Source organism: Variovorax sp. MSC1_012 (genome assembly GCF_023667525.1).
In the GTDB taxonomy this organism is placed as follows: domain Bacteria; phylum Pseudomonadota; class Gammaproteobacteria; order Burkholderiales; family Burkholderiaceae_C; genus Variovorax; species Variovorax beijingensis_B.
In genome coordinates this window covers 2,694,581-2,716,537 of record NZ_CM174443.1, presented here as the reverse complement: position 1 = coordinate 2,716,537, position 21,957 = coordinate 2,694,581, and the positions used below count along the sequence as shown (strand labels likewise).

Annotated in this window: 15 protein-coding genes and 1 tRNA gene; 9 read left to right on the top strand and 7 right to left on the bottom strand. The window is 67.5% G+C overall.

All coding sequences use genetic code 11. The features are described from left to right. Positions 1 to 14: 14 nt before the first annotated feature. From L1081_RS12870 to L1081_RS12860, 3 genes are read left to right on the top strand one after another with little or no spacing between them, the layout of a single operon-like run. Complete coding sequence (locus L1081_RS12870; protein ID WP_489412565.1) at positions 15 to 1,388, top strand: ATPase, T2SS/T4P/T4SS family; 1,374 nt, start codon at positions 15 to 17, stop codon at positions 1,386 to 1,388. Between the two features lie 9 nt (positions 1,389 to 1,397). Continuing rightward, a complete protein-coding gene (locus L1081_RS12865; RefSeq protein WP_489412564.1) occupies positions 1,398 to 2,390 on the top strand; it encodes a type II secretion system F family protein in 993 nt (330 codons plus the stop codon). A 12-nt stretch (positions 2,391 to 2,402) separates the two neighbouring features. After that, complete coding sequence (locus L1081_RS12860) at positions 2,403 to 3,308, top strand: type II secretion system F family protein (protein ID WP_489412563.1); 906 nt, start codon at positions 2,403 to 2,405, stop codon at positions 3,306 to 3,308. Positions 3,309 to 3,326: 18 nt separating this feature from the next. Here L1081_RS12860 and L1081_RS12855 read toward each other — a convergent pair whose 3' ends face one another. The 3 genes from L1081_RS12855 to L1081_RS12845 form a co-directional block, all read right to left on the bottom strand. Beyond that, the gene (locus tag L1081_RS12855) at positions 3,327 to 4,016 is read right to left on the bottom strand and encodes a response regulator (RefSeq protein WP_489412562.1); all 690 of its coding nucleotides are present in this window, start codon (positions 4,014 to 4,016) and stop codon (positions 3,327 to 3,329) included. Between the two features lie 18 nt (positions 4,017 to 4,034). Then, complete coding sequence (locus tag L1081_RS12850) at positions 4,035 to 5,723, bottom strand: histidine kinase (protein WP_489412561.1); 1,689 nt, start codon at positions 5,721 to 5,723, stop codon at positions 4,035 to 4,037. 320 nt (positions 5,724 to 6,043) lie between these two features. Continuing rightward, positions 6,044 to 6,119: transfer RNA gene (locus L1081_RS12845), tRNA-Ala, on the bottom strand. Between the two features lie 94 nt (positions 6,120 to 6,213). Between L1081_RS12845 and L1081_RS12840 the strand changes: the two genes are divergently transcribed. Next, entirely contained in the window at positions 6,214 to 7,080 is an 867-nt protein-coding gene (locus L1081_RS12840; protein ID WP_489412560.1) for an alpha/beta fold hydrolase, read from the top strand. Positions 7,081 to 7,092: 12 nt separating this feature from the next. Here L1081_RS12840 and L1081_RS12835 read toward each other — a convergent pair whose 3' ends face one another. Beyond that, positions 7,093 to 8,070: a GMP reductase gene (locus tag L1081_RS12835; protein ID WP_489412559.1), complete on the bottom strand. Its 978-nt coding sequence runs from the start codon at positions 8,068 to 8,070 to the stop codon at positions 7,093 to 7,095. Positions 8,071 to 8,428: 358 nt separating this feature from the next. On the opposite strand from L1081_RS12835, the gene azu reads away from it, so the two are divergent. The 4 genes from azu to L1081_RS12815 all read left to right on the top strand — a co-directional run bounded on the left by azu (position 8,429) and on the right by L1081_RS12815 (position 16,735). After that, positions 8,429 to 8,881: an azurin gene (gene azu, locus L1081_RS12830; RefSeq protein WP_489412558.1), complete on the top strand. Its 453-nt coding sequence runs from the start codon at positions 8,429 to 8,431 to the stop codon at positions 8,879 to 8,881. Between the two features lie 59 nt (positions 8,882 to 8,940). After that, positions 8,941 to 11,370 (top strand): UvrD-helicase domain-containing protein, encoded by a 2,430-nt coding sequence (locus tag L1081_RS12825; RefSeq protein WP_489412557.1) that lies wholly within the window; start codon positions 8,941 to 8,943, stop codon positions 11,368 to 11,370. 137 nt (positions 11,371 to 11,507) lie between these two features. After that, the gene (locus L1081_RS12820) at positions 11,508 to 15,218 is read left to right on the top strand and encodes a DUF2339 domain-containing protein (protein WP_489412556.1); all 3,711 of its coding nucleotides are present in this window, start codon (positions 11,508 to 11,510) and stop codon (positions 15,216 to 15,218) included. Then, the gene (locus tag L1081_RS12815) at positions 15,215 to 16,735 is read left to right on the top strand and encodes a DUF3999 family protein (protein WP_489416734.1); all 1,521 of its coding nucleotides are present in this window, start codon (positions 15,215 to 15,217) and stop codon (positions 16,733 to 16,735) included. The genes L1081_RS12820 and L1081_RS12815 overlap by 4 nt, the downstream gene beginning before the upstream one ends. Before the next feature lie 9 nt (positions 16,736 to 16,744). Here the strand turns inward: L1081_RS12815 and L1081_RS12810 are convergent, their stop codons facing one another. The 3 genes from L1081_RS12810 to L1081_RS12800 are packed head-to-tail and all read right to left on the bottom strand — an operon-like array spanning position 16,745 to position 19,035. Beyond that, on the bottom strand, positions 16,745 to 17,569 hold the full coding sequence (locus L1081_RS12810) for a BPSS1780 family membrane protein (RefSeq protein WP_489416733.1): 825 nt from the start codon (positions 17,567 to 17,569) through the stop codon (positions 16,745 to 16,747). Between the two features lie 10 nt (positions 17,570 to 17,579). Continuing rightward, positions 17,580 to 18,626, bottom strand: a complete 1,047-nt coding sequence (locus L1081_RS12805; RefSeq protein WP_489416732.1) for a homoserine kinase — start codon at positions 18,624 to 18,626, stop codon at positions 17,580 to 17,582. Positions 18,627 to 18,669: 43 nt separating this feature from the next. Beyond that, entirely contained in the window at positions 18,670 to 19,035 is a 366-nt protein-coding gene (locus L1081_RS12800; protein ID WP_124957007.1) for a hypothetical protein, read from the bottom strand. Positions 19,036 to 19,132: 97 nt separating this feature from the next. On the opposite strand from L1081_RS12800, the gene polA reads away from it, so the two are divergent. Next, complete coding sequence (polA, locus tag L1081_RS12795; RefSeq protein WP_489416731.1) at positions 19,133 to 21,955, top strand: DNA polymerase I; 2,823 nt, start codon at positions 19,133 to 19,135, stop codon at positions 21,953 to 21,955. Positions 21,956 to 21,957 lie beyond the last annotated feature (2 nt).

Here is a 21,957-nt window from a genome sequence, read left to right as displayed (position 1 = left end):
CAAGGCAGGTCCACATGTCATTCAGAGAACAACTCAACGCGATCGAAGCCGCGCCGGTCGTCCGCCCGCCGGCGCTGCCCGTGGCCGATGGGGCGCTTTCGTCCTTCGCCTCGGATGCCTACAAGCTCCTGAAGGAGCGAATGCACCTGAAGCTGCTGGACCGCTTCGACCTCGCGGTGCTCGAAACCCTGAAGCCCGAGGTGCTGCGCCACGAGATATCCACCATGGTCGCGCGGCTGCTGCAGGAAGAGCCCGAGGCGCTGAACGACATCGAGCGACGCACGCTGATCCGCGACATCCAGCACGAGATGCTCGGCTTCGGACCGATCGAGCTGTTGATGGCCGACCCCACGGTGTCGGACATCCTGGTCAACTCGCACGACCAGATCTACGTCGAGCGCAAGGGCCGGCTGGAACTGACGGACGTGAGCTTCACCGACGAGAAGCACCTGCTGCGCATCATCGACAAGATCGTTTCGCTGGTGGGGCGGCGCATCGATGAATCGAGCCCGATGGTCGATGCCCGGCTGCCGGACGGGTCGCGCGTCAATGCGGTGGTCGCGCCGGTAGCGCTGGACGGCCCGATGATGTCGATTCGCCGCTTCGCGAAGATCCCGCTGAAGATGGAAAACCTGGTGAACGACCTCAAGACGCTGACGCCGCAGATGGGGCTGATGCTCGAAGGCTTGGCTGGCGCAAAGATCAATATGCTGATCTCCGGCGGCACCGGCGCCGGCAAGACGACGCTGCTGAACATTCTCTCGGGCTTCATTCCCGCCACCGAACGCATCATCACCATCGAGGACGCGGCTGAGCTCCAGCTCCAGCAGCCGCACGTGGCCCGGATGGAAACCCGGCCGATGAACATCGAAGGCAAGGGCGAGATCACGCAGCGCGCGCTGGTGCGCAACGCCTTGCGCATGCGGCCCGACCGCATCGTGATTGGCGAGGTGCGCGGTGCCGAGGCGGTCGACATGCTGCAGGCCATGAATACGGGTCACGAAGGATCGCTGACCACTATTCACGCCAACACGCCCAGGGATGCGCTGGCGCGGCTGGAGAACATGATCAGCATGGCCAACCTGAACCTGCCGCACCACTCGGTGCGGCAGCAGATCGCGTCAGCCATCACTGTTGTCATACAGGTCCTGCGCTTGGTTGACGGCCGGCGCAAGGTCACCAGCATCCAGGAGATCACCGGCATGGAAGGCGAGGTGGTCACGATGCAGGAGATATTCGCGTTCCGCCAGACCGGCATGGGCCCCGACGGCCGGGTGCGCGGGTACTTCCATGCCACCGGCGTGCGGCCGAAATTCGTCGAGCGCCTGCACTCCTTCGGCGTGGTGCTGCCCGACACCATGTTCGATCCCGACAAGCACTACGAATAGGAGACCATCATGTTCGACAACCTGGTTGGCGACACGCTCATCACACTGTCCGTGCTGGTCTTCGTGACGGTGCTGATGATGATCGAAGGCCTGTACATGCTGTGGCGGTCCTACAGGGGCCCCGAGGCGCAGAAGATCGGCAAGCGGCTGCAGGCGCTGTCGGCGGCCACCGACCGCATCGCGCAGGCGCGACTCGTGAAGGACCGCGTGCTCGGCGAGGCGCCGTGGATGCAGCGCGTTCTCCTGAAGCTGCCGCGAGCCCACAGCCTGGACCGTTTCATTCTTCAGGCCGGACTGGAGTGGACCGTGTCCCACGCGCTGCTGGCCTGCATGCTGTCCGGCGTGCTTGTTTTCTTTGCGATGGCGTCGCTCGCGAACCAGCCCGCGTGGATTGCGATGCTGGTGGGCGCCGCCGGTGCGGCGGTGCCGCTGCTCTATCTGAACCACCGGCGCAGCCGCCGCCTGGCGCATCTGGAGCGGCAGCTGCCGGACGCACTCGACCTGGTGACGCGCGCCCTGCGCGCGGGCCATTCGTTCGCGAGCAGCGTGCAGATGATCGGCGAGGAAATGTCCGAGCCCATTGCGGGCGAGTTCCGCATGGTCGCCGACGAGGTCGGCTTTGGCGTTTCGCTGCAGCAGGCGCTCACGAACATGAGCGAGCGCGTGCCGCTCACCGATATGCGCTATTTCGTGGTGTCGGTGCTGATCCAGCGCGAGTCCGGCGGCAACCTGACCGAGGTGCTGGGCAACCTGAGCCGCCTCATCCGCGACCGGCTCAAGCTGCTGGCGCGGGTGCGGGTGCTGTCGGCGGAAGGGCGTCTGTCGGCCTGGATCCTCGGACTGATGCCCTTTGCGCTGGTGGCGCTCTTGAATGCCTTCAATCCGGAGTTCATGTCGCCGCTGTGGACCGATCCGATCGGCATCACGGTCGTCAAGTACATGCTGGCCCTGATGGTGGTCGGCGCGGTGATCATGCGCAAGATCGTGAAGATTCGTGTCTGAAGGAGAAATGCCATGCTGTTTCCCATACTCGTCTTCGTGACCGTGTCCCTCGCCATCGGCGGATTCGTGGTCTGGATGCTGCCCACGCGCACCGAGCAGCGCCTGCGGGCAGTGGCGCCTTCATCGGGCAAGTCGGCCTGGATTGAAACCGCCGTCAAGATCGTCGGCCCCTTCGCCCAGCTGTCATCGCCCACGGGCGACGGTGAGACCTCGCCGCTGCGATTGAAATTCCTGAACGCAGGCATCCGCCATCCGGATGCGAGCCTCTTCTACTTCGGCCTGAAGACGCTGCTGCCGCTGGGCCTTGCCGGCCTGGCCTTTGTGGCCATGCGCGCGGCAGGGGCGGACAACGGGCTCACCACCCTGCTGTGGCTGGCCGTGGCCGCGCTCCTCGGTTGCTACCTGCCCAACATCATGCTGCGCAGGATGATCAAAGGGCGCCAGCGCGAGATCTTCGAGAACTTTCCCGACGCGGCGGACCTGATGCTGGTGTGCGTCGAGGCGGGCCTCGGGCTCGATGCCGCGCTGGTCAAGGTCACCGAAGAGATCCGCGTCAAGAGCGAAGCGCTGGCGCAGGAGCTGCACTGGACCAATCTCGAGATGCGCGCGGGCGGCACGCGCGAGAAGTCGCTGCATAACCTTGCGCTTCGCACCGGCGTGGAAGAGATCGGAACCTTCGCCACCATGCTGACCCAGGCCGACCGGTTCGGCACCAGCGTCGGCGAATCGCTGCGCGTGTTTTCGGACGACCTGCGCCACAAGCGCCAGGTTCGCGCGGAAGAACTGGCCGCCAAGGTCCCGACCAAGATGCTGTTGCCGCTGGTGTTGTGCATCTTTCCGTGCGTCTCGGCGGTCATCCTGACGCCGGCGGCCATCCGCATGATTCGCATCATCATGCCGATGTTCGGCGGGCACTGAGCCCGACCGCCGCGCTGCTCAATGAGGCGCGGCGTCGAGCTGGTGCTTGATGGCGTAGATATACAGCTCGAGCCGATTGGCAACGTCGAGCTTCTGGTAGATCGACGTGAGGTGATTGCGGAAGGTGTGCTCGGTCACGAACAGCCGCGAGGCGAGCGTCTTGTTCGCCGCACCGCTGCCTTCCACCACGGCGCGAATGATCTGCCGCTCCTTCTGCGTGAGGCTCGCGATCCTGGCCGCTTCGGGATCCACCTTCGCCGGCTTCTTCGGCGCGGTCAGCTCGGAGAACACGCGGCCCATGGCCTGCGCGTCGATGCACAGCTCGCCGTTGTGCACGCGCGCGATCGCGTCGAGCACCTCTTCGGCCGAAGCGTCCTTGCACAGCACGCCCCTGGCGCCGCGCAGTACGGCAAGGTCCAGCGTCTGCTGCTTGCGTTCGGCCGTGAGGATGAGCGCGCGCGAGACGTCGTTCGACAGCAGCTTGGGAAGTATGTCGAGGGAGCATCGGCCCCCCAGGTCCAGATCGAGCAGGATGACGTCGGGCACCACGTGCTCGGTCTGTTCCAGCGCCTGCTCGAAGCAGTTGGCGGTGGCCACGACCTTCATGCGCGGCTGCTCGCCGTCGATCAGCTTCGACAGGCCCCACAGCATGGTCTGGTGGTCGTCCACGAGCATGACGCCGATGGGGTGCGTTGTTGTGGCTTGCATCTTGACACCTTCGCCTTCCTAGATGGGTATTTCGATCAGTACGGCCGTGGCGCCGCCCGCGCCTTGGCCGACCTGCGCGCTTCCGCCGAGGGCGGCTGCGCGTTCGCTGATGGAACGTGGGCGGAAGTCCGAGAAGTCCATGCCGCAGGATTCGTTCTCGATCCTGATCTGCAGCTTGCCGTCCGTGCAGCCGATGCGGATACGGCCGCAGTGCGCATGGGTGTGCTTGCAGATGTTGTTCAGTCCTTCGCGCACCAGCTGGAGCACTTCGGCCGTCATGCGGTCGTCCAGGTGGACATCGCCATCGACCAGGATCTCCATGTCGATGCCGTAGAGCGTCTTGATGCGCGCGGCTTGGCGGTGCAGGTGCGGAAGAATGAACTCGCAGTGGGTTTCGCCGCCATGCTTGACGATGCCCGCATAGTGGCGCAGGTCGGCCACTACGCCATCGGCCATGCTGGCCAGCTTGTCCAGGTCATCGACCAGCGGGTTGTCGGCGCCCGCCTTCTTGCGCAGCGCGCTCAGCCCCAGCTTCAGGCCGATGTAGGGCTGGATCGCGGTGTCGTGCAGGTCGAGCGAGATCTTCAGGCGCTCCTTCGAGGCCGCCTCCGACGCCATCCGGTCGAGCACCCCGATCGTCTCGATCACCGGAAAGACCTGGCCCATCATGTGCGCCAGGAACAGCGCGTCCGATTTGCGGAACAACCCCTCGCTGGACGATACGTAGATGCGTCCCTCACCCTGGCGCATCGGCAGCGGTGCGCTGATGAAGGAGCGCGCCTCCAGCATGGCGGCAACCGCGGCGCTGCGCCGCAGGCCGGGATCGTCCTGTGCGTGCCAGCGGCGCAGGCGAAGGTCGAAGGCATGGCCCTGCACGCACAGCCGGCTCAGCGGCCAGGGCAGGCGATTGCGCAGCACGATGTGCCCGGGGTTCAGTGCCATCAGCGGCAGTTCGAAGGTCTGGTCGATCGTCTCGACGTCCACCGCCTCGCCCGCATGGCTTTGCCTGAGCGTGCGCATGACCCAGTTGCTGGTTGCCGTGTCGCGCGTCAGGAGAACGCAGTGGCTTGCCCTGTAGAAGGCCAGCGTCTTCTCCATGGTGCTGGCGATCGTGCGGGCCACGCCGAACCGGGGATTCGACAGCCGGCTCACTTGGCTCAGCAGCGAAAGGCGCCGCCGCAGCTCGACCTTCGATCCACCCCAGTGTCCGATCATGTGGCCCAGCGCCAGCAGGAAGGTGGTGCGCATCAGCAGCTGCGGCGTGTCGCTTCCGATGCCCGTGCCCAGGCCGCAGACGGCCAAGGAGGCTACCGAGGCCATGGTTACCCGCGCGCCTTCCTCGTATCCCCACCGGAAGGACGAGGTGAGGATGGCGAAGAAGTAGAAGAGGAAATAAAGGCTTCCGGTGCCGCCGGTCGCGAAGACGATCTGCGTGAACCACAGCACGTCGAACCAGTGGATGGCCTTGCCCTGGAAATAGGGCTGGCCCTTTCGCGTGCAGATGTACACGCCGAGGCTGTAGAGCGCGTAGCAGGAAAACGTGAGCCAGACGGCGCTGCCTATGCGCTGTTGCGGGTCGCGAAGGTCAACCGCAACCGCCAGCAGCGCCGACACCGCCAGCACCAGCCGCATCCGCGACACCATCAGCGCATCGGCGGTGAGGCTGGAGTCGGTCCCGCAATCCGGGTCGATGGAGTGGGCTTGCATGGCGATTTTTCAAGTGCATGGAACGGTTCATGCCCTGCCAGCCAACCATGGCGAGGCGCCCATGCCCCTGGGAAGGAAGCCTTGCGACGTAACACCTTGGTTCACTTTTGCGCCAAAATTAATATTTGCGAAGATTTCACATTACTACTTTTGTAGTCGAAAGCAATACTTTTCGGTTAACCCCGTTTGCAATGTGTACTTTTGTTACCGAATGATGCAAATTGCGGTTACCAACCAGCAGATGTATCGGCGCCCAAGGGAGTGCCCAGCGGTCGGGCAAAGAAAAAGGGCTCGGAAAAATCCGAGCCCTTCTGATGGGTTGGTGGAGAGGATGAGGATCGAACTCACGACCTCCGCATTGCGAACGCGGCGCTCTCCCAGCTGAGCTACCCCCCCAACGCAAGCCGGATTTTAACCAGAACAGGCCCGGGAACGCATGGCCCGCATGCCAAGATGCGCGCTTCGAAAAAAGTAGGAAAGCACAACCCGCATGGCCTCGTACGAACCCGCCTGGCTGGAAGGCATGTACAACAATCTTGCGCGCGTGAAGGATCACCCGGCGTACTTCGCCCGCTGGGGCCGCGATTCGCAAGCCGTGCGCGAAACCCTGGCCGGCCGGATCGACGTACCCTACGGCCAGGGCCTGAACGAGACGCTCGACATCTTTCCGGCACCCGTGCCCGGCGCGCCGGTGCTGGTGTTCATTCACGGCGGATACTGGCGCGCGATGGACAAGCGGGACCATTCGTTCATTGCGCCCGCATTCAACGACCGCGGCGTGTGCGTGGTGATGCCCAACTACGCGCTGTGTCCCGGAACAGCGGAGGAACCCGTCACCGTGCCGGGCATCCTCATGCAGATGGTGCGCGCGCTCGAGTGGACCTGGCGCCATGCCGCGAGCTTTGGCGCCGACCCCTCGCGCATCACCGTGGCCGGGCACTCGGCCGGCGGCCACATGGCGGCCGCGCTGCTGGCCTGCAACTGGAAGGCGGTCTCGCCCGAGCTGCCGGCGCAGCTGGTGCGTAGCGCACTGTCCATCTCGGGCCTCTACGACCTTCGCCCGCTGCAGCGCACGCCCTTCCTGGAAAAGGTCCTGAAGCTCTCCGATGCGGATGCGCTGCGCGCCAGCCCCGCGCTGTGGCCGGCCCCTGCGCGCGGCCAGTTGCATGCGCTGGTGGGCGGCGACGAAAGCGAGGAGTTCATCCGCCACAACGCGCTGATCCGCCAGGCGTGGGGCCGCAACGCCGTGCCCGTGTGCGAATCTCTGCCGGGGCTGAACCACTTCAGCATCGTCGATGCGCTGGCGGACCCGGCCCACAGGCTGCATCGCGACGCGGTGCAGCTGCTGGAGGCCTGACCCGGCCGGGGCCTACATCAGCAGGTGCTCGCCCGCGTTGTCGCCGCCGAGCGTGACGTAGTTGACCTTGCGGATGTCCATCAGCGCGCGGCCGCCCGCGTAGCTGATGGAGCTCTGCACGTCCTGCTCCATCTCGATCAGCGTGTCGGCCAGCTTGCCCTTGATGGGCTCGAGGATGCGCTTGCCCTCGACGTGCTTGTATTCGCCCTTGTTGAAGTCGCTGGCGGAGCCGTAGTACTCCTTGAAGAGCGCGCCGTCGACCTCCACCGTCCGGCCCGGCGATTCCTCGTGCCCCGCGAAGAGCGAGCCGATCATCACCATCGAGGCGCCGAAGCGCACGCTCTTGGCAATGTCGCCGTGGTCGCGGATGCCGCCGTCCGCGATGATCGGCTTGGTGGCCACGCGTGCGCACCACTTGAGCGCGCTGAGCTGCCAGCCGCCGGTGCCGAAGCCGGTCTTGAGCTTGGTGATGCAGACCTTGCCCGGGCCGATGCCGACCTTGGTGGCGTCGGCGCCCCAGTTCTCCAGGTCGATCACCGCTTCGGGCGTGCCGATGTTGCCGGCAATCACGAAGGAGCCCGGCAGCTTCTGCTTCAGGTAGCCGATCATGTTCTTCACGCTGTCGGCGTGGCCGTGCGCGATGTCGATGGTGATGTATTCGGGCACCAGGCCCTCGGCCGCCAGCTGGTCGACGGTGTCGTAGTCGGGCTTCTTCACGCCCAGCGAGATCGAGGCGAACACGCCCTTGCCGTGCATCCGCTTGACGAACTTCACGTTGTCCAGGTCGAAGCGGTGCATCACGTAGAAATAGCCGTTCTGCGCCAGCCACAGGCAGATCGGCTCGTCGACCACCGTCTTCATGTTGGCGGGCACCACCGGCAGGCGGAAGCTGCGTGTGCCGAGCGTCACGCTGGCGTCGCACTCCGAGCGGCTTTCCACGCGGCACTTGCGCGGCAGCAGGAGGATGTTGTCGTAATCGAAGATTTGCATGAGAAACCAAGCTTCCTGTGAAAGGTGCGCCGCCGAACGATTTCGGCGGCGTGGGCGCTTGGTCCCGGCCCGGTCATTGGCGCCATGCAGGCACAAAAAAAACCGGGCGACAAGAAACTTGGGCCCGGTGATTGATTATAGGGAGGTGGTGCCCCGCCTTCTTCCGCGCTTTCGTATAGACCTTATTCGCCGGCCGGTCTGCCCGGCCGGCAAGGCCGGGCCGCGGTGGCGAAGGGCACCATGCGGCGGCGCCACTTGATGCAGATCAGTGCCGCGCGGCGCCCGCGCCCGACAATGCGGCCACCGCAGCGCGCCGTGCGCCGCCTTTCGTTTTTTTGTTTTCCTGGAGATCGTTCCCATGCTTCGCCACCGCCTCCCCGCCATCGCCGTCCTGGCGCTCGCTTCTTCCTCCGCCTTCGCTGCCGACTGCACAGTCGAGATCGAAAGCAACGACGCCATGCAGTTCAACAAGCCCGCCGTCGAGGTGAGCAGGAGTTGCAAGGAATTCACCGTCAAGCTCAAACATGTCGGCAAGCTGCCGAAGCAGGCCATGGGCCACAACTGGGTGCTTGCCAAGACGGCCGACGTGCAGGCGGTCGCCGCCGACGGCATCGCTGCGGGCCTGCCGCAAAATTATGTGAAGGCCGGCGACGCGCGCGTCGTGGCGCACACCAAGATCATCGGCGGCGGCGAAAGCGACAGCGTCACCTTTCCGGTCGCCAAGCTGGGCGCGGCCGACAGCTACACCTTCTTCTGCTCCTTCCCCGGCCATTCGTCGATCATGAAGGGCACGCTGAAACTCGTGAAGTAAAAAGGGCGCGGGCAACCCCGCCGCCGCGTCGGGACGCCCCGGCTTCCTACAATGCCGGGATGTCTCTTTTCGGCTCGTACGACGCCACTGCCGGCGCACCCCAATCCCCAGCGGCCGATTCGCCCCTGCTTGCCAACCTCAACCCGGAGCAGCGCGCCGCGGTCACCCTGCCTGCGGGCAATGCCCTGATCCTCGCCGGCGCCGGTTCGGGCAAGACGCGGGTGCTGACCACCCGCATCGCCTGGCTGCTGCAGACCGGCCAGGTCTCCGCCGGCGGCATCCTGGCCGTGACCTTCACCAACAAGGCCGCCAAGGAAATGATGACGCGGCTCACGGCGATGCTGCCCGTCAACGTGCGCGGCATGTGGATCGGCACCTTCCACGGCCTGTGCAACCGCTTCCTGCGCGCGCACTGGAAGCTGGCCAACCTGCCGTCCACCTTCCAGATCCTCGACACGCAGGACCAGCTCTCGGCCATCAAGCGGCTGATGAAGCAGTTCAACGTCGACGACGAGCGCTTTCCGGCCAAGCAGACCCAGTGGTTCATCGCCGGCGCCAAGGAAGACGGCCTGCGCCCGAAGGACGTCGAGATCCGCACCGAGGACGACCGCAAGAAGGTCGAGCTCTACCAGCTCTACGAAGAGCAGTGCCAGCGCGAAGGCGTGGTCGACTTCGGCGAGCTCATGCTGCGCAGCTACGAGCTGCTGCGCGACAACGACCCGGTGCGCGAGCACTACCAGCGGCGCTTCCGCCACATCCTGATCGACGAGTTCCAGGACACCAATCGCCTGCAGTACGCGTGGATCAAGATGCTCTCGGGCAGCACCGCGGCGGGAGGCCAGTTCGTGCCGGGTGAGAACAACAGCGTGATTGCCGTGGGCGACGACGACCAGAGCATCTACGCCTTTCGCGGTGCGCGCGTGGGCAACATGGCCGACTTCGTGCGCGAGTTCGACGTGCAGCACCAGATCAAGCTGGAGCAGAACTACCGCAGCTACAGCAACATCCTCGACTCGGCCAACGAGCTCATCAGCCACAACAAGAAGCGCCTGGGCAAGAACCTGCGCACCGACCAGGGCCCCGGCGAGCCGGTGCGCGTGTACGAGTCGCCCACCGACCTGGCCGAGGCGCAGTGGATGGTCGAGGAAATGCGCCAGCTCGTGCGCGACGGCTTCGACCGCAAGGAAATGGCCGTGCTCTACCGCAGCAATGCGCAGAGCCGGGTGATCGAAACGGCGCTCTTCAACGCCTCGGTGCCGTACCGCGTGTACGGTGGCCTGCGCTTCTTCGAGCGCGCCGAAATCAAGCATGCGCTGGCCTACCTGCGCCTGCTCGAGAACAAGGATGACGACACCAGCTTCCTGCGCGTGGTCAACTTTCCGCCTCGCGGCATCGGCGCGCGCACGCTGGAGCAGTTGCAGGACGCGGCGCGCACGGCGGGCCGCTCGCTGCACGACGCGGTGCATGCCGTCGGCGGCAAGGCGGGCTCGAACCTCACGGCCTTCGTCGCCAAGATCGACGTGCTGCGCGAGCAGACGCAGGGCGCGAGCCTGCGCGAGATCATCGAGCTGGTGCTCGACCACAGCGGCCTCGTCGAACACTACAAGGCCGACCGCGAAGGCGCCGACCGCATCGAGAATCTGGAAGAACTGGTGAATGCGGCAGAGAGTTTCGTCACGCAGGAAGGCTTCGGCCGCGATGCCGTGGCGCTGCCCATCGACGAACTGCGCCAGTCGCCCGCGAGCCAGGGCCTGGACCCGAACCGGCCCGTCATCGATGAGCCGCTCGCGCCCGATGCCGAAACCGGCGAAACGCTGAGCCCGCTGGCCGCGTTCCTCACGCATGCGGCGCTCGAGTCGGGCGACAACCAGGCGCAGGCGGGGCAGGACGCGGTGCAGCTCATGACCGTTCACGCCGCCAAGGGCCTGGAGTTCGACTGCGTGTTCATCACCGGCATGGAAGAGGGCCTGTTCCCGCACGAGAACTCGATGAGCGATTTCGAGAGCCTCGAGGAAGAGCGCCGCCTGATGTACGTGGCGATCACGCGCGCGCGCAAGCGCCTGTATTTGAGCCATTCGCAGACGCGCATGCTGCACGGCCAGACGCGTTACAACGTGAAGAGCCGCTTCTTCGAAGAGCTGCCCGAAGGCGCGCTCAAATGGCTCACTCCGAAAAACCAGGCCTTCACGCCTTCGGCCTTCGGCTATGGCGGCGGCTATGCGAGCACGCGCGGCGGTGGAGGCAGTTACAGCGGCGGTGGCGGCTACGTCGGCAGCAAGGACACCTTCGCGAGCCCGCCGGTGCCACCGCAGAAGACCACGCCCTCGCACGGCCTGCGCTCGGGCATGCAGGTGTTCCACAACAAGTTCGGCGAAGGCACGGTGCTGTCGCTCGAAGGCACGGGCGACGATGCGCGCGCGCAGGTCAAGTTCGCGCGGCATGGCGTGAAGTGGCTCGCGCTGTCGGTGGCCAAGCTCACACCGGTGTGAGCGATGCCCTCGGTTTGCTATTAAACAAATAGCTGAGGCCACAGTAACCACGGGCCTTTCGAGCGATTTTTAATCGGGCAATCGCCGTACACTCCGTGCTCGCCAAACATGGGGAGTTGAGGATGTGGTTCCTTGGCATGATCGCCGGCCTTTTCATCGGGGCCCTGGCCGAATCGGTTCCGGCCGCGCTGATCCTGGCGGTGGTGGGCGCGTTCGCGGTGCCGAAGATCATCGGCAAGAAAACCGCCGCCGGACCCGCGCGCAGCGAGGCTGAGAGCGCACAGCCTTCCAGCGGTGCGGCGGCGCCCCCGGCAGGCGGCATGCCGGCGCTGCAGCAGCGCGTGGCCGAGCTCGAACAGCGCGTGAGCCTGCTCGAACAGCGGCTGGCGCAAGGCGCGAGCAGCGCAGTGGCTGTGCCTGCCAGGCAAGAGATCCCGATCGTGCAATCCGCGCCGGTTGCCGCGCGGCCTGCGGCTGTGGCCGATGCCGGTGTCGCCGCGGCGCACGTTCCGGTGCCGGAGATCGGGCCGGCGGCGGTCAGGCCGCCTCCCGAACCTGTCGCGCCCGTGGCCGCCAAGCCCCCCACGGCCGAGCCGGCGCCGCCGCGGCGCCTGCCTCCGCCTCCACCACCTCCACCGGTCCCATGGCGCGACCGCCTGCCCGCGCCCATCGCCAACCTGATCTTCGGCGGCAACATGCTGGTGAAGCTCGGCGTGCTGATCCTGTTCCTGGGGCTGGCCTTCCTGCTGCGCTACACGGCCGAGCGCGTCACGGTGCCTGTCGAGCTGCGCTATGCGGCGGTGGCACTGGTCGGCGCGGGTCTGCTAGCGCTGGGCTGGCTGCTGCGCCGCAAGCGCGCCGGCTACGCGCTGATCCTGCAGGGCGCCGGCATCGGCGTGTTCTACCTGACGACGCTGGCGGCGATGAAGGTGCACGAGCTGCTGCCGCCGACAGCCGGCTTCGCCTTCCTGTTCGGCGTGGCCGTGCTGAGTGCGGTGCTCGCGGTGCTGCAGAACGCGCCGCTGCTGGCCATCGTCGCGGTGCTCGAGGGCTTTGCGGCGCCGGTGCTCGCATCCACCGGGCAGAACCGGCCGGTGGGGCTTTTTACCTACCTGCTGGTGCTCGATGTGGGCATCGTGCTGATCGCGTGGTTCAAGGCCTGGCGCGTGCTGAACCTGATCGGCTTCGTCGGCACCTTCACGCTGGCCGCGGGCTGGGCGCACAGGTACTACACGCCCGACCAGTACGGCATCGTGCAGCCCTTCCTGCTCGTGTTCTTCCTGCTGTTCGTCGCCATCGGCCTGCTGTTCGCGCGCCGCACGCTGTTCGACGCACCGGTGCAGCCCGCGCAGCCGCTGGCCGCGCGTGCGCTTGATACGCTGCGCCGTGCGGGCCGCGTCGACAGCTCGCTGGTGTTCGGCACGCCCATGGTTGCCTTCGGCATGCAGGTGCTGCTGATGCAGCCGTGGGAATACGGCGCCGCGTTCTCGGCCATGGCGCTCGCGGCCTTCTACCTGATGCTGGGCCGCCTGGTGTTCGCCACGCAGCCGAAGGGCCTGGCCCTGCTGGCGGAGGCCTACGCCATCGTGGGCGTGATCTTCGGCACGCTCGCGATTCCGCTGGGGCTGGAGGGCCGGTGGACCGGCGCCGCCTGGGCCGTGGAAGCGGCCGGCATGTACTGGCTGGGCGCGCGGCAGCAGCGCGTGTATGCGCGTGCCTTCTCGTTCGTGGTTTTTGCCGGCGCGGTGTGGAAACTGCTGCAGGCCACGCAGCTTGACGGCGCGGCAGGGCATCCGCTGCTGCAGGGGTCTGTGATCGGGCCGCTGCTGGTCGCGGTCAGCGCTTTCGCGATGTGGGCGATTCATCGCCGTGCCAGGCTCGATGAAGGCAACGGCTGGGAGGCGCTGGCGGGTACCGCGCTGCCATGGCTCGGCATGAGCGCGCTCACGCTGCTGCTGTGGCAATGGTTCACGCCGCCCTGGGCGGCGGCCGCAACCGCAGTGCTGGCCTCCGCCGCCTTTGCGGTGTCGGTGCGCTTCCAGCTGCGGCCGCTGGCTTTCGTGAGCTACGGCTTGCAGGCGCTGGCGGTGGCCGGCTTCATCGCCACGCTGCACCGCGTCGCCGATGCACGCGGCGGCGACGAGGTGCTGGCCAGCGGTTGGCAGGGCGCGGCGGTGGCGAGCCTGATCGCGCTGAGCCTGCTCGGCAGCGCCGCGTGGTCGATGCTGCAGGTGCACCGCGCGGCATTGGCGCGCGGCATCCAGCCGGTGTGGTCGCTGGGCAATGCCATCGCGGTGATTGCGGGCGTGGGCCTGCTTCATCTGGCGATGCTGTTCCAGCTGAGCCTTGCGCAGGCGGCGCTGCTGTGGCCGATCACGGCGACCATCACGCTCTGGGTGGCGCTGCGCATCGCGCACGGGCCGCTCGCGGCGCTGGCGGGCGTGCTGCAGCTTGTCTCGGCGCTGCTTCACGTCTACGGCCGCATCTTTCACGCCGAAGCCGCGCCGCCGGCTTTCGCGCACCTGGGCTTCTGGACGCCGGTGGTGCTGGGGCTCGCGGCGCTGCTGGCCGGCGGCTGGATCAGCGGCGAAGCGGGCCGGCGCGCCACCGGCGGCGACACCGCGGCTCCGCGCAAGCACTGGATCAACGACTGGTGTGCCCATCCGCTGGCCCTGTGGCTGCCGGTGGTCTGGGGGCTGGGCTGGTGGCTCTTCGGCTGGTTCGACGAAACGGGCGAGGTGCTGCGCCGCATGGGACTGGCCGCACACCTGGCCGCGGCCGCGGTGGCGATCGTGCTCGTGACCTCCATGCTGTCGGCGCTCGTGGCGCACCGGCGCGGTTGGCCGCAGCTCGGCCGCGCGACCCTGGCCACCTTGCCGGGCTTCGGCCTGATTGCCGTCCATGTCATTGCCTTGGCCGTGCCGCTGGTCTACGTGCCGTCGAGCGCGCTGGGCTGGATCGCCTGGCCGCTGGCGCTGCTGTGGCACCTGCGGCTGCTGCATGCGCAGAAGCGCTGGTTGGCTTCGTCGGCGCTGGTGCCTTTGCATGTGGCGGGCTTCTGGTTCTTCCTGCTGCTCGCGGCGCGCGAATGCCAATGGCAGCTCGGGCGCATTGGCGCGGAATGGTCGAGCTGGCAGCTGCTGGGCTGGGCCGTCGTGCCGGCCGCGGCGCTCTGGATGCTGCGCTCGCGCGCACTGCTGCAGCGCTGGCCGCTGGCCGAGTACCGCGCCGCCTACCTCGAAGTCGCGGCGATGCCGGTGGCGGCCTATCTGCTCGCATGGGCCTGGATCACCAACGCCATGAGCCCGGGCGACGCGGCGCCGCTGCCCTACGTGCCGCTGCTGAACCCGCTCGAGCTCGCCCAGTGGCTGGTGCTGTTCGCGCTGGTGCTGTGGTGGCGCGCCTTGCCCGAGGCGTCGTTCGCGCGCGTGCAGCCGATGGTGGCGAAGGGCGTGCTCGGCCTCACCGGCTTGGCGCTCTTGACCGGCATGGTGCTGCGCAGCTGCCACCACTATGCTGGCGTCGAATGGCGCTTCGACGCGCTCTATGCCTCGTGGCTCACACAAGCGGCGCTCTCGATCACCTGGGCTGTCTGCGGCGTGGTCGCGATGGTGCTCGGCCATGGCCGCGGGGTGCGCACTTTGTGGGTCGGCGGCGCGGCGCTGCTCGGCGTTGTGGTGCTGAAACTGTTTTTTGTCGAATTGGCGGACCGGGGCGGGCTGTTCCGCATCGTGTCGTTCATCGCGGTGGGCGCATTGCTGCTGCTGGTGGGCTATTTCGCGCCCGTGCCGCCGAAGAAGAGGGAAATGGAGAAAGATGTTGTGTTGCCCGAAGGAGGTGCAGCATGAAGCAAAACACGAAGTCGTCGTTTCTTCTGGCGGGTGTTCGCCTCGCCATGGCCATGGCTGCGGCCTGGTGTGGCGCAGCCGGGGCGCAGCCCACCACCACCGCGCCCATTGCCCTGCAAGGCAGCGGGCCGTACTACCGGCTCGCGCTGCCGCTGGGCATCTACGGCCTGGCCGCGCGTGGCGACCTGCGCGACGTCCGCGTGCGCAATGCCACCGGCGATGCGGTGCCCTACGCATGGCTGCGCGACGAGGCCGCCGCCCCGCGCTTCAGCTCGAAGGAGGTGCCGATCTTCGCGCTGCCCGCGAGTGCCGACCATGCATCGGACGACGCGTCGCCGAGCTTCAGGGTGCGGCCCGACGGCTCGCTGGCGCTGGCTCGCAAGCCTGCGCGCAAGCAGGCCGACGCGGCGCAGTGGCTGATCGATGCGAGCCAGCTCAAGGGCGGCCTGCTGCAGGCGCGTTTCGAGGTGGCGCCGGATGCGCGCGGCCTGTTCGCTTTCAGGCTGGAGGCCAGCGACGACCTGCGGCACTGGCGGCCGGTCGGAGGCGAGGAACAGCTGGTGCGGCTCGCGCACGGCGAGCAGACCATCGAGCGCCTCGCGGTCGAGCTGGGCGGCGTGCATGCGCGCTTCCTGCGCCTGCGCTGGAGCGATCCGCAGAGCGGCGCGCCGCTGACCGGCGTGGCGATCGACAGCGTGCAGGAGGCCGAACCCGCGGCGCCACTCCAATGGTCCGGCGCGCTCAAGCCGGAGCGCTGCGGCGCCGACCACTGCGACTACGCACTGCCGCGCGGCCTGCCGGTGGAAGCGCTGCGCATCGACCTGGCCGACGTCAACACGCTGGCGCAGGTTGGCATCTCGGGCCTGCTCGCCGCCACGCCGACGGTCCCCGCCGATCCGGCGCCCATGCCACGCAATCCGCTCTACGCGCTGCGGCATCGGCAGCGCCCGCCGGTGGCGCCCACCGGCAGTGCGGGCGAGGTGCCGCTGCTCGACACGGTGGTGTACCGCCTGGCGCAGCCCGGCGGCGAGGCGCACTCGCCGGTGCTGGCGCTGGACGGCGCACGCTACACGCACCTGCGGCTGCGCACTGCGGGGCCGGTGAGCCTGCTGGGTGCGGCGCCGCCGTCGATTGCTGTGGGCGCCACGCCGCGCACGCTGGTGTTTTTGGCGCAGGGCGCCGCACCCTATTCGCTGGCCTGGAATGCCGTGCCGCCGAAGAACGCCGTGCAGGGCGGTCCGCCCGGTGCGGCGCTGGCGCTTGCCACGCTGCTGCCGGGCTACAGCGCGAACAAGCCGGTGGCGGCGGACGAGGCCACCGTTGTGCTGCCGCAGCCGCCGGTGGCCGCCGTCGATGCAGCAGTGGCCGCGGCGGCGCAATTGCCAGTGCCCACGCAGCCGGATCCGGCGCGCAAGTGGTGGCTGTGGGGAGCGCTGGGCATCGGCCTGCTGCTCCTGGCCGGCATGGCCTGGTCGCTGTTCGCGAGCCTGCGAAAGGACAGGGCTGCGGCCGATTGAGAAGAAGGATCAGCTCGGATCGAAGCTGTCGCGGAAGGTGAACCAGGTGGAGCTCAGCGACATGGCCGCAAGCACCAGCGCCGACCCCACGATCAGCACGTTGCCGATGAGGGCCGCGCCGCCGGCCGCCGCGCCCACGCCGATCAGCACGGTGGCGATGAGTCCCATGCCGATGCCCGCGAGCAGGAACACGCCGAACCACGCCAGCACGAAGAGCGCGTAGGCTCCGAAGTTGCGGAACAGCGCCACCACGCTGAAGAAGATGCTCTTGACCGGCTCCACGCCGTGCCAGTGCACGAGCGCCGGGGCGTGCCACATTGCCAGCGAGAGCGGCAGATTCAGGCACATGAGGAACATGCGCGCCACCTGGAAGTCGCTGCTTGCCATGGTTTCGGCTGACGGCATGTCGTCGAGCAGGTAGGCGCGTGCCAGCTCTCCGCCGTCGATGAAGCTCGTGAGCAGTACCGCCACCACGAAATACGCTGCCGAGATCACGCCGAGCTTGACCAGCGAGCGCCACTCGGTGCGCATGGCGCCGGCCACCGCCACGAACATGGCCGAGCCGGTGGGCCGCTGTGCGTGGCCGGCAATGCCGGCGCCCTCTGCGTTGTCGGTGTAGGCCACCGAGGTGGCCACCATCAGGCCCAGCGTCATGAAGGGCAGCAGGATCGGCGCCAGCACGCTGCCCACCAGCGGCAGCAGCGACACCGTCGAGATCAGCGCCATCAGCAGGAAGAACAGCGAGATGAAGGCGAGCGGCTGCCGCCAGAAGGTCTTGAGCCCGAGGCGGACCCATACGGCGCCGGTTCGCGCCGGCACGATGTGGAGTTTCATTTTTGAAGGGTCAGGCGGGCAGCGGCTCGAGCGACTGCGCCATGGCATGCGGATGGGTGGCGCGCTCGCGCAGCACGCGCTCGAAGTGCGCCGGGTCGTGCGGCTTCAGCATGCTGGCTTCGCGCGGCAGATGAAAGTCCCACAGCCGCGAGATCCAGAAGCGCAGTGCCGCGGCGCGCAGCATGGCGGGCAGCAGCGCGCGCTCGGACGCATTCAGCGGGCGCACGCCTTCGTAGGCCGCGAGCAGCGCGTCGGCGCGTTCGGCGTCGTGCCGGCCGGTCGGAAGATCGACGGCCCAGTCGTTCAGGCATACGGCCAGGTCGAACAGCCAGGTGTCGGTGCCCGCGAAATAGAAGTCGAACACGCCGGTCAGGCGCGGCGCCGCGCCGGCGTTTTCACCGGTGGCGAACATCACGTTGTCGCGGAACATGTCGGCATGCACGGGGCCGCGCGGCAGCGCCGCGTAGGCCGACGACTCGGCGATGTGGTTCTGGTACGCGAGTTCGCCGCGCAGCAGCGCCGCCTGCGATTCGTCCACGTAGGGCAGCACCACCGGCACGGTGTCGTTCCACCATGCGAGGCCGCGCAGGTTCGGCTGGATGCGCGGAAAGTCGCGCGCGGCCAGGTGCATGCGCGCGAGCAGGGCGCCCAACTCGGCGCAGTGGGCCGTGCCCGGTGCCAGTTCGCTTCGGCCCGAGAGCCGCTGCACCAGCGCGGCCGGCTTGCCCGCCACCTTGAGCAGCAGTTCGCACGGGGCGTTTGCGGGAATCGTCAGCGCATGGCCCGAGGGCGGCTGGATGGCCGGATCGGCCACCGGTTCGGGCACCGGCAGGCCGCGGCCCGCCAGGTGCTTCATGAGGCAAAGGTAGTAGGGAAGCTGCTCGGCGCTCAGGCGCTCGAACAGCGTCAGCACGAACTCGCCGCTTTCGGTGGTCGCGAAGTAGTTGGTGTTCTCGATGCCGCCCTCGATGCCGCGCAGCTCGCGCAGGGGGCCGAGGCCCAGGCGCTGCACGAGCGCGTCTGCCTCGCCGAAATCGACTTCGGTAAAAACTGCCATGGCGGTGCTCAGCGTCTTGCTGCAGATGGAAGGCGCGGCACGGTCAGAACTTCATCACGTTCCAGACCCGGGCGCCGTTGCCGTTCGAGTTGGCATCGCCCGAACCGGTGCGCGCGCCTGGATCGTTGGGCCGCACCTCGTAGCCCGGCACGTTGGCCTTGGGCTTCACGTTGATGCTCTGCGTGCGGCCGCCGTAGCGCACCTCGTCGACCGAGGCGCCGCTGTCTTCCGTGTGGATGTGCTCGACCTTCTGGTTGCGGCGGCCGTCGGCCTGCTCCTGGTTTTGTAGCGGCTCGGGCGGCGCAGGCGTTGCGGCGGGCGCAGGCTGCGCCTGGACGGCGGCAACGGGGACGGCAAAGGCCAGCGCCAGCAGGATGCGGCGGGCGACCAGGAGTGTGGGGCTAGGCATGCAGGGATTGTAGGCGCGGGGGCGTTTTCGGGGTGTCGGCGGGCGGCGCTTGCCGGCGTGGTTCGGAATGCCGGTCCGGGCACGGCAAAATGGCCCGATGACCGACAAGAAAACGCTGCTGCTCGTCGATGGCTCGAGCTATCTCTACCGCGCCTTCCATGCCATGCCCGACCTGCGGGCCGTGCCCGGCGACCCGAAGAGCCCGGCGACCGGCGCCATCCGCGGAATGATCAACATGATGACGGCGCTGCGCCGCGAGGTGCGCGCCGACTATGCGGCCTGCATCTTCGATGCGCCCGGCAAGACCTTCCGCGACGACCTGTACCCCGAATACAAGGCCAACCGCTCCCCCATGCCCGACGATCTGCGCAGCCAGATCGACCCCATCCACGAGGTGGTCAAGCTGATGGGTTGGCCGGTGCTCTGCGTGCCCGACATCGAGGCCGACGACGTGATCGGCACGCTTGCCAAGACCGCGGCGCAGCAGGGCATCGAGGTCATCGTTTCCAGCGGCGACAAGGACCTGAGCCAGCTGGTGGACGAGCACATCACGATCATCGACACGATGAACGGCAAAAAGCGCGACGTGGCGGGCGTTACGGCCGAATTCGGCGTGCCGCCCAACCTGATGATCGACTATCAGACGCTGGTGGGCGATGCGGTCGACAACGTGCCCGGCGTCGAGAAGGTCGGCCCGAAGACGGCTGCCAAATGGCTGCTGGAATACGGTTCGCTCGACGCGCTGATCGAGCGCGCCGCCGAGGTGAAGGGCCAGGCCGGCGAGAACCTGCGCAAGGCGCTCGACAAGCTCCCGCTGAGCCGCCAGCTCGTCACCATCCGCACCGACTGCGACCTGGCCGCGCACGTCGCCGGCCTGCCCTCGCTCGAAGGCCTGCCGGTGGGCGCGCCGCAGACGGCCGAGCTCAAGCCTTTCTACGAGAGGTTCGGCTTCAAGAGCCTGGTCAAGTCGATCGAGGCGCTGGAAGTGCCGCCCGAGCTGATCGAAGAGAACATCAAGAAGCAGATCGCGCGCGGCGCCGCGGCGAGTGCCGACCAGGGCGGGCTGTTCGACGAATCGGCCGAGCTCGGCGCGCTCGAAGCCGCATCGCCCGCGAGCAACCTGCGCTACGAGACCGTCACCACCTGGGAGCAGTTCGATGCCTGGCTCGCCAAGCTCGAGGCCGCCGAGCTGGCCGCCATCGACACCGAGACCACCTCGCTCGACGAGATGGTGGCGCGCATCGTCGGCGTGAGCTTCAGTATCGAGCCCGGCGCGGCGGCCTACGTTCCCTTGGCGCACAACTATCCGGACGCGCCCGCGCAGCTGCCCATCGACGAGGTGCTCGCCAGGCTCAAGCCCTGGCTCGAAAACCCCGCGAAGAAAAAGCTCGGCCAGCACATCAAGTACGACCGCCACGTACTCGCCAACCACGGCATCGAGGTGCAGGGCTATGCGCACGACACCATGCTGCAGAGCTATGTGCTGGAGGCGCACCGGCCGCACGGGCTCGCGAGCCTGGCCGAACGCCACCTGGGCCGCAGCGGCATCTCGTACGAGGACCTGTGCGGCAAGGGCGCGCACCAGATACCGTTCAGCCAGGTCGACATCGCCAAGGCCGCCGAATACTCGTGCGAGGACAGCGACCAGACGCTCGATGTCCACCGGGCGCTCTGGCCCCAGATCGAGCGCGACGAGAAGCTGCGCTTCATCTACCAGCTCGAGATGGATTCGAGCGAGGCGCTCTACCGCGTCGAGCGCAACGGCGTGCTGATCGATGCGCCCACGCTCGCCGCGCAGAGCCACGAGCTCGGCACGCGCATCATGGCGCTCGAGCAGGAAGCCTACGAGATCGCGGGCCAGCCCTTCAACCTGGGTTCGCCCAAGCAGATCGGCGAGATCTTCTTCACCAAGCTGGGCCTGCCGGTGGTCAAGAAGACGCCGAGCGGCGCACCGAGCACCGACGAGGAAGTGCTCGAAAAACTGGCCGAGGACTATCCGCTGCCGGCCAAGATCCTCGAGCACCGCGGCCTGTCCAAGCTCAAGGGCACCTACACCGACAAGCTGGGCCAGCTCGCCAACCCGCGCACCGGCCGCGTCCACACGCACTATGCACAGGCGGTGGCGGTCACGGGGCGGCTGTCGAGCAACGATCCCAACCTGCAGAACATCCCGATCCGCACGCCCGAAGGCCGCCGCGTGCGCGAGGCCTTCGTTGCGCCGCCCGGCAGCGTGATCGCAAGCGCCGACTACTCGCAGATCGAGCTGCGCATCATGGCCCACATCAGCGGCGACGAGTCGCTGCTTCGCGCCTTCAGGGAAGGCATCGACGTGCACCGCGCCACCGCGGCGGAGGTGTTCGGCGCCACGCCCGACCAGGTGTCGAGCGAGCAACGCCGCTATGCCAAGGTGATCAACTTCGGGTTGATCTACGGCATGAGCAGCTTCGGCCTGGCGCGCAACCTGGGCATCGAGACCAAGGCCGCGGCCTCCTACATCGACCGCTACTTCGCGCGCTATCCGGGCGTGAAGGCGTACATGGACGAGACCAAGGCGCTGGCCAAGGAGAAGGGCTATGTCGAGACCGTGTTCGGCCGGCGCCTCTACCTGCCCGAGATCAACTCGCCCAACGGCCCGCGCCGCGGCGGCGCCGAGCGCGCGGCCATCAATGCGCCCATGCAGGGCACGGCGGCCGACCTGATCAAGCTCAGCATGATCAAGGTACAGAACGTGCTTGACGAGGAGAAGCGCGCCACCCGCATGATCATGCAGGTGCACGACGAACTGGTGTTCGAGGTGCCCGAGGCCGAGATCGAATGGGTGCGCACCGAAATCCCGCGCCTGATGGCCGGCGTGGCCGAACTCAAGGTGCCGCTGCTGGCCGAGATCGGCGTCGGGCCCAACTGGGACAAGGCGCACTGATC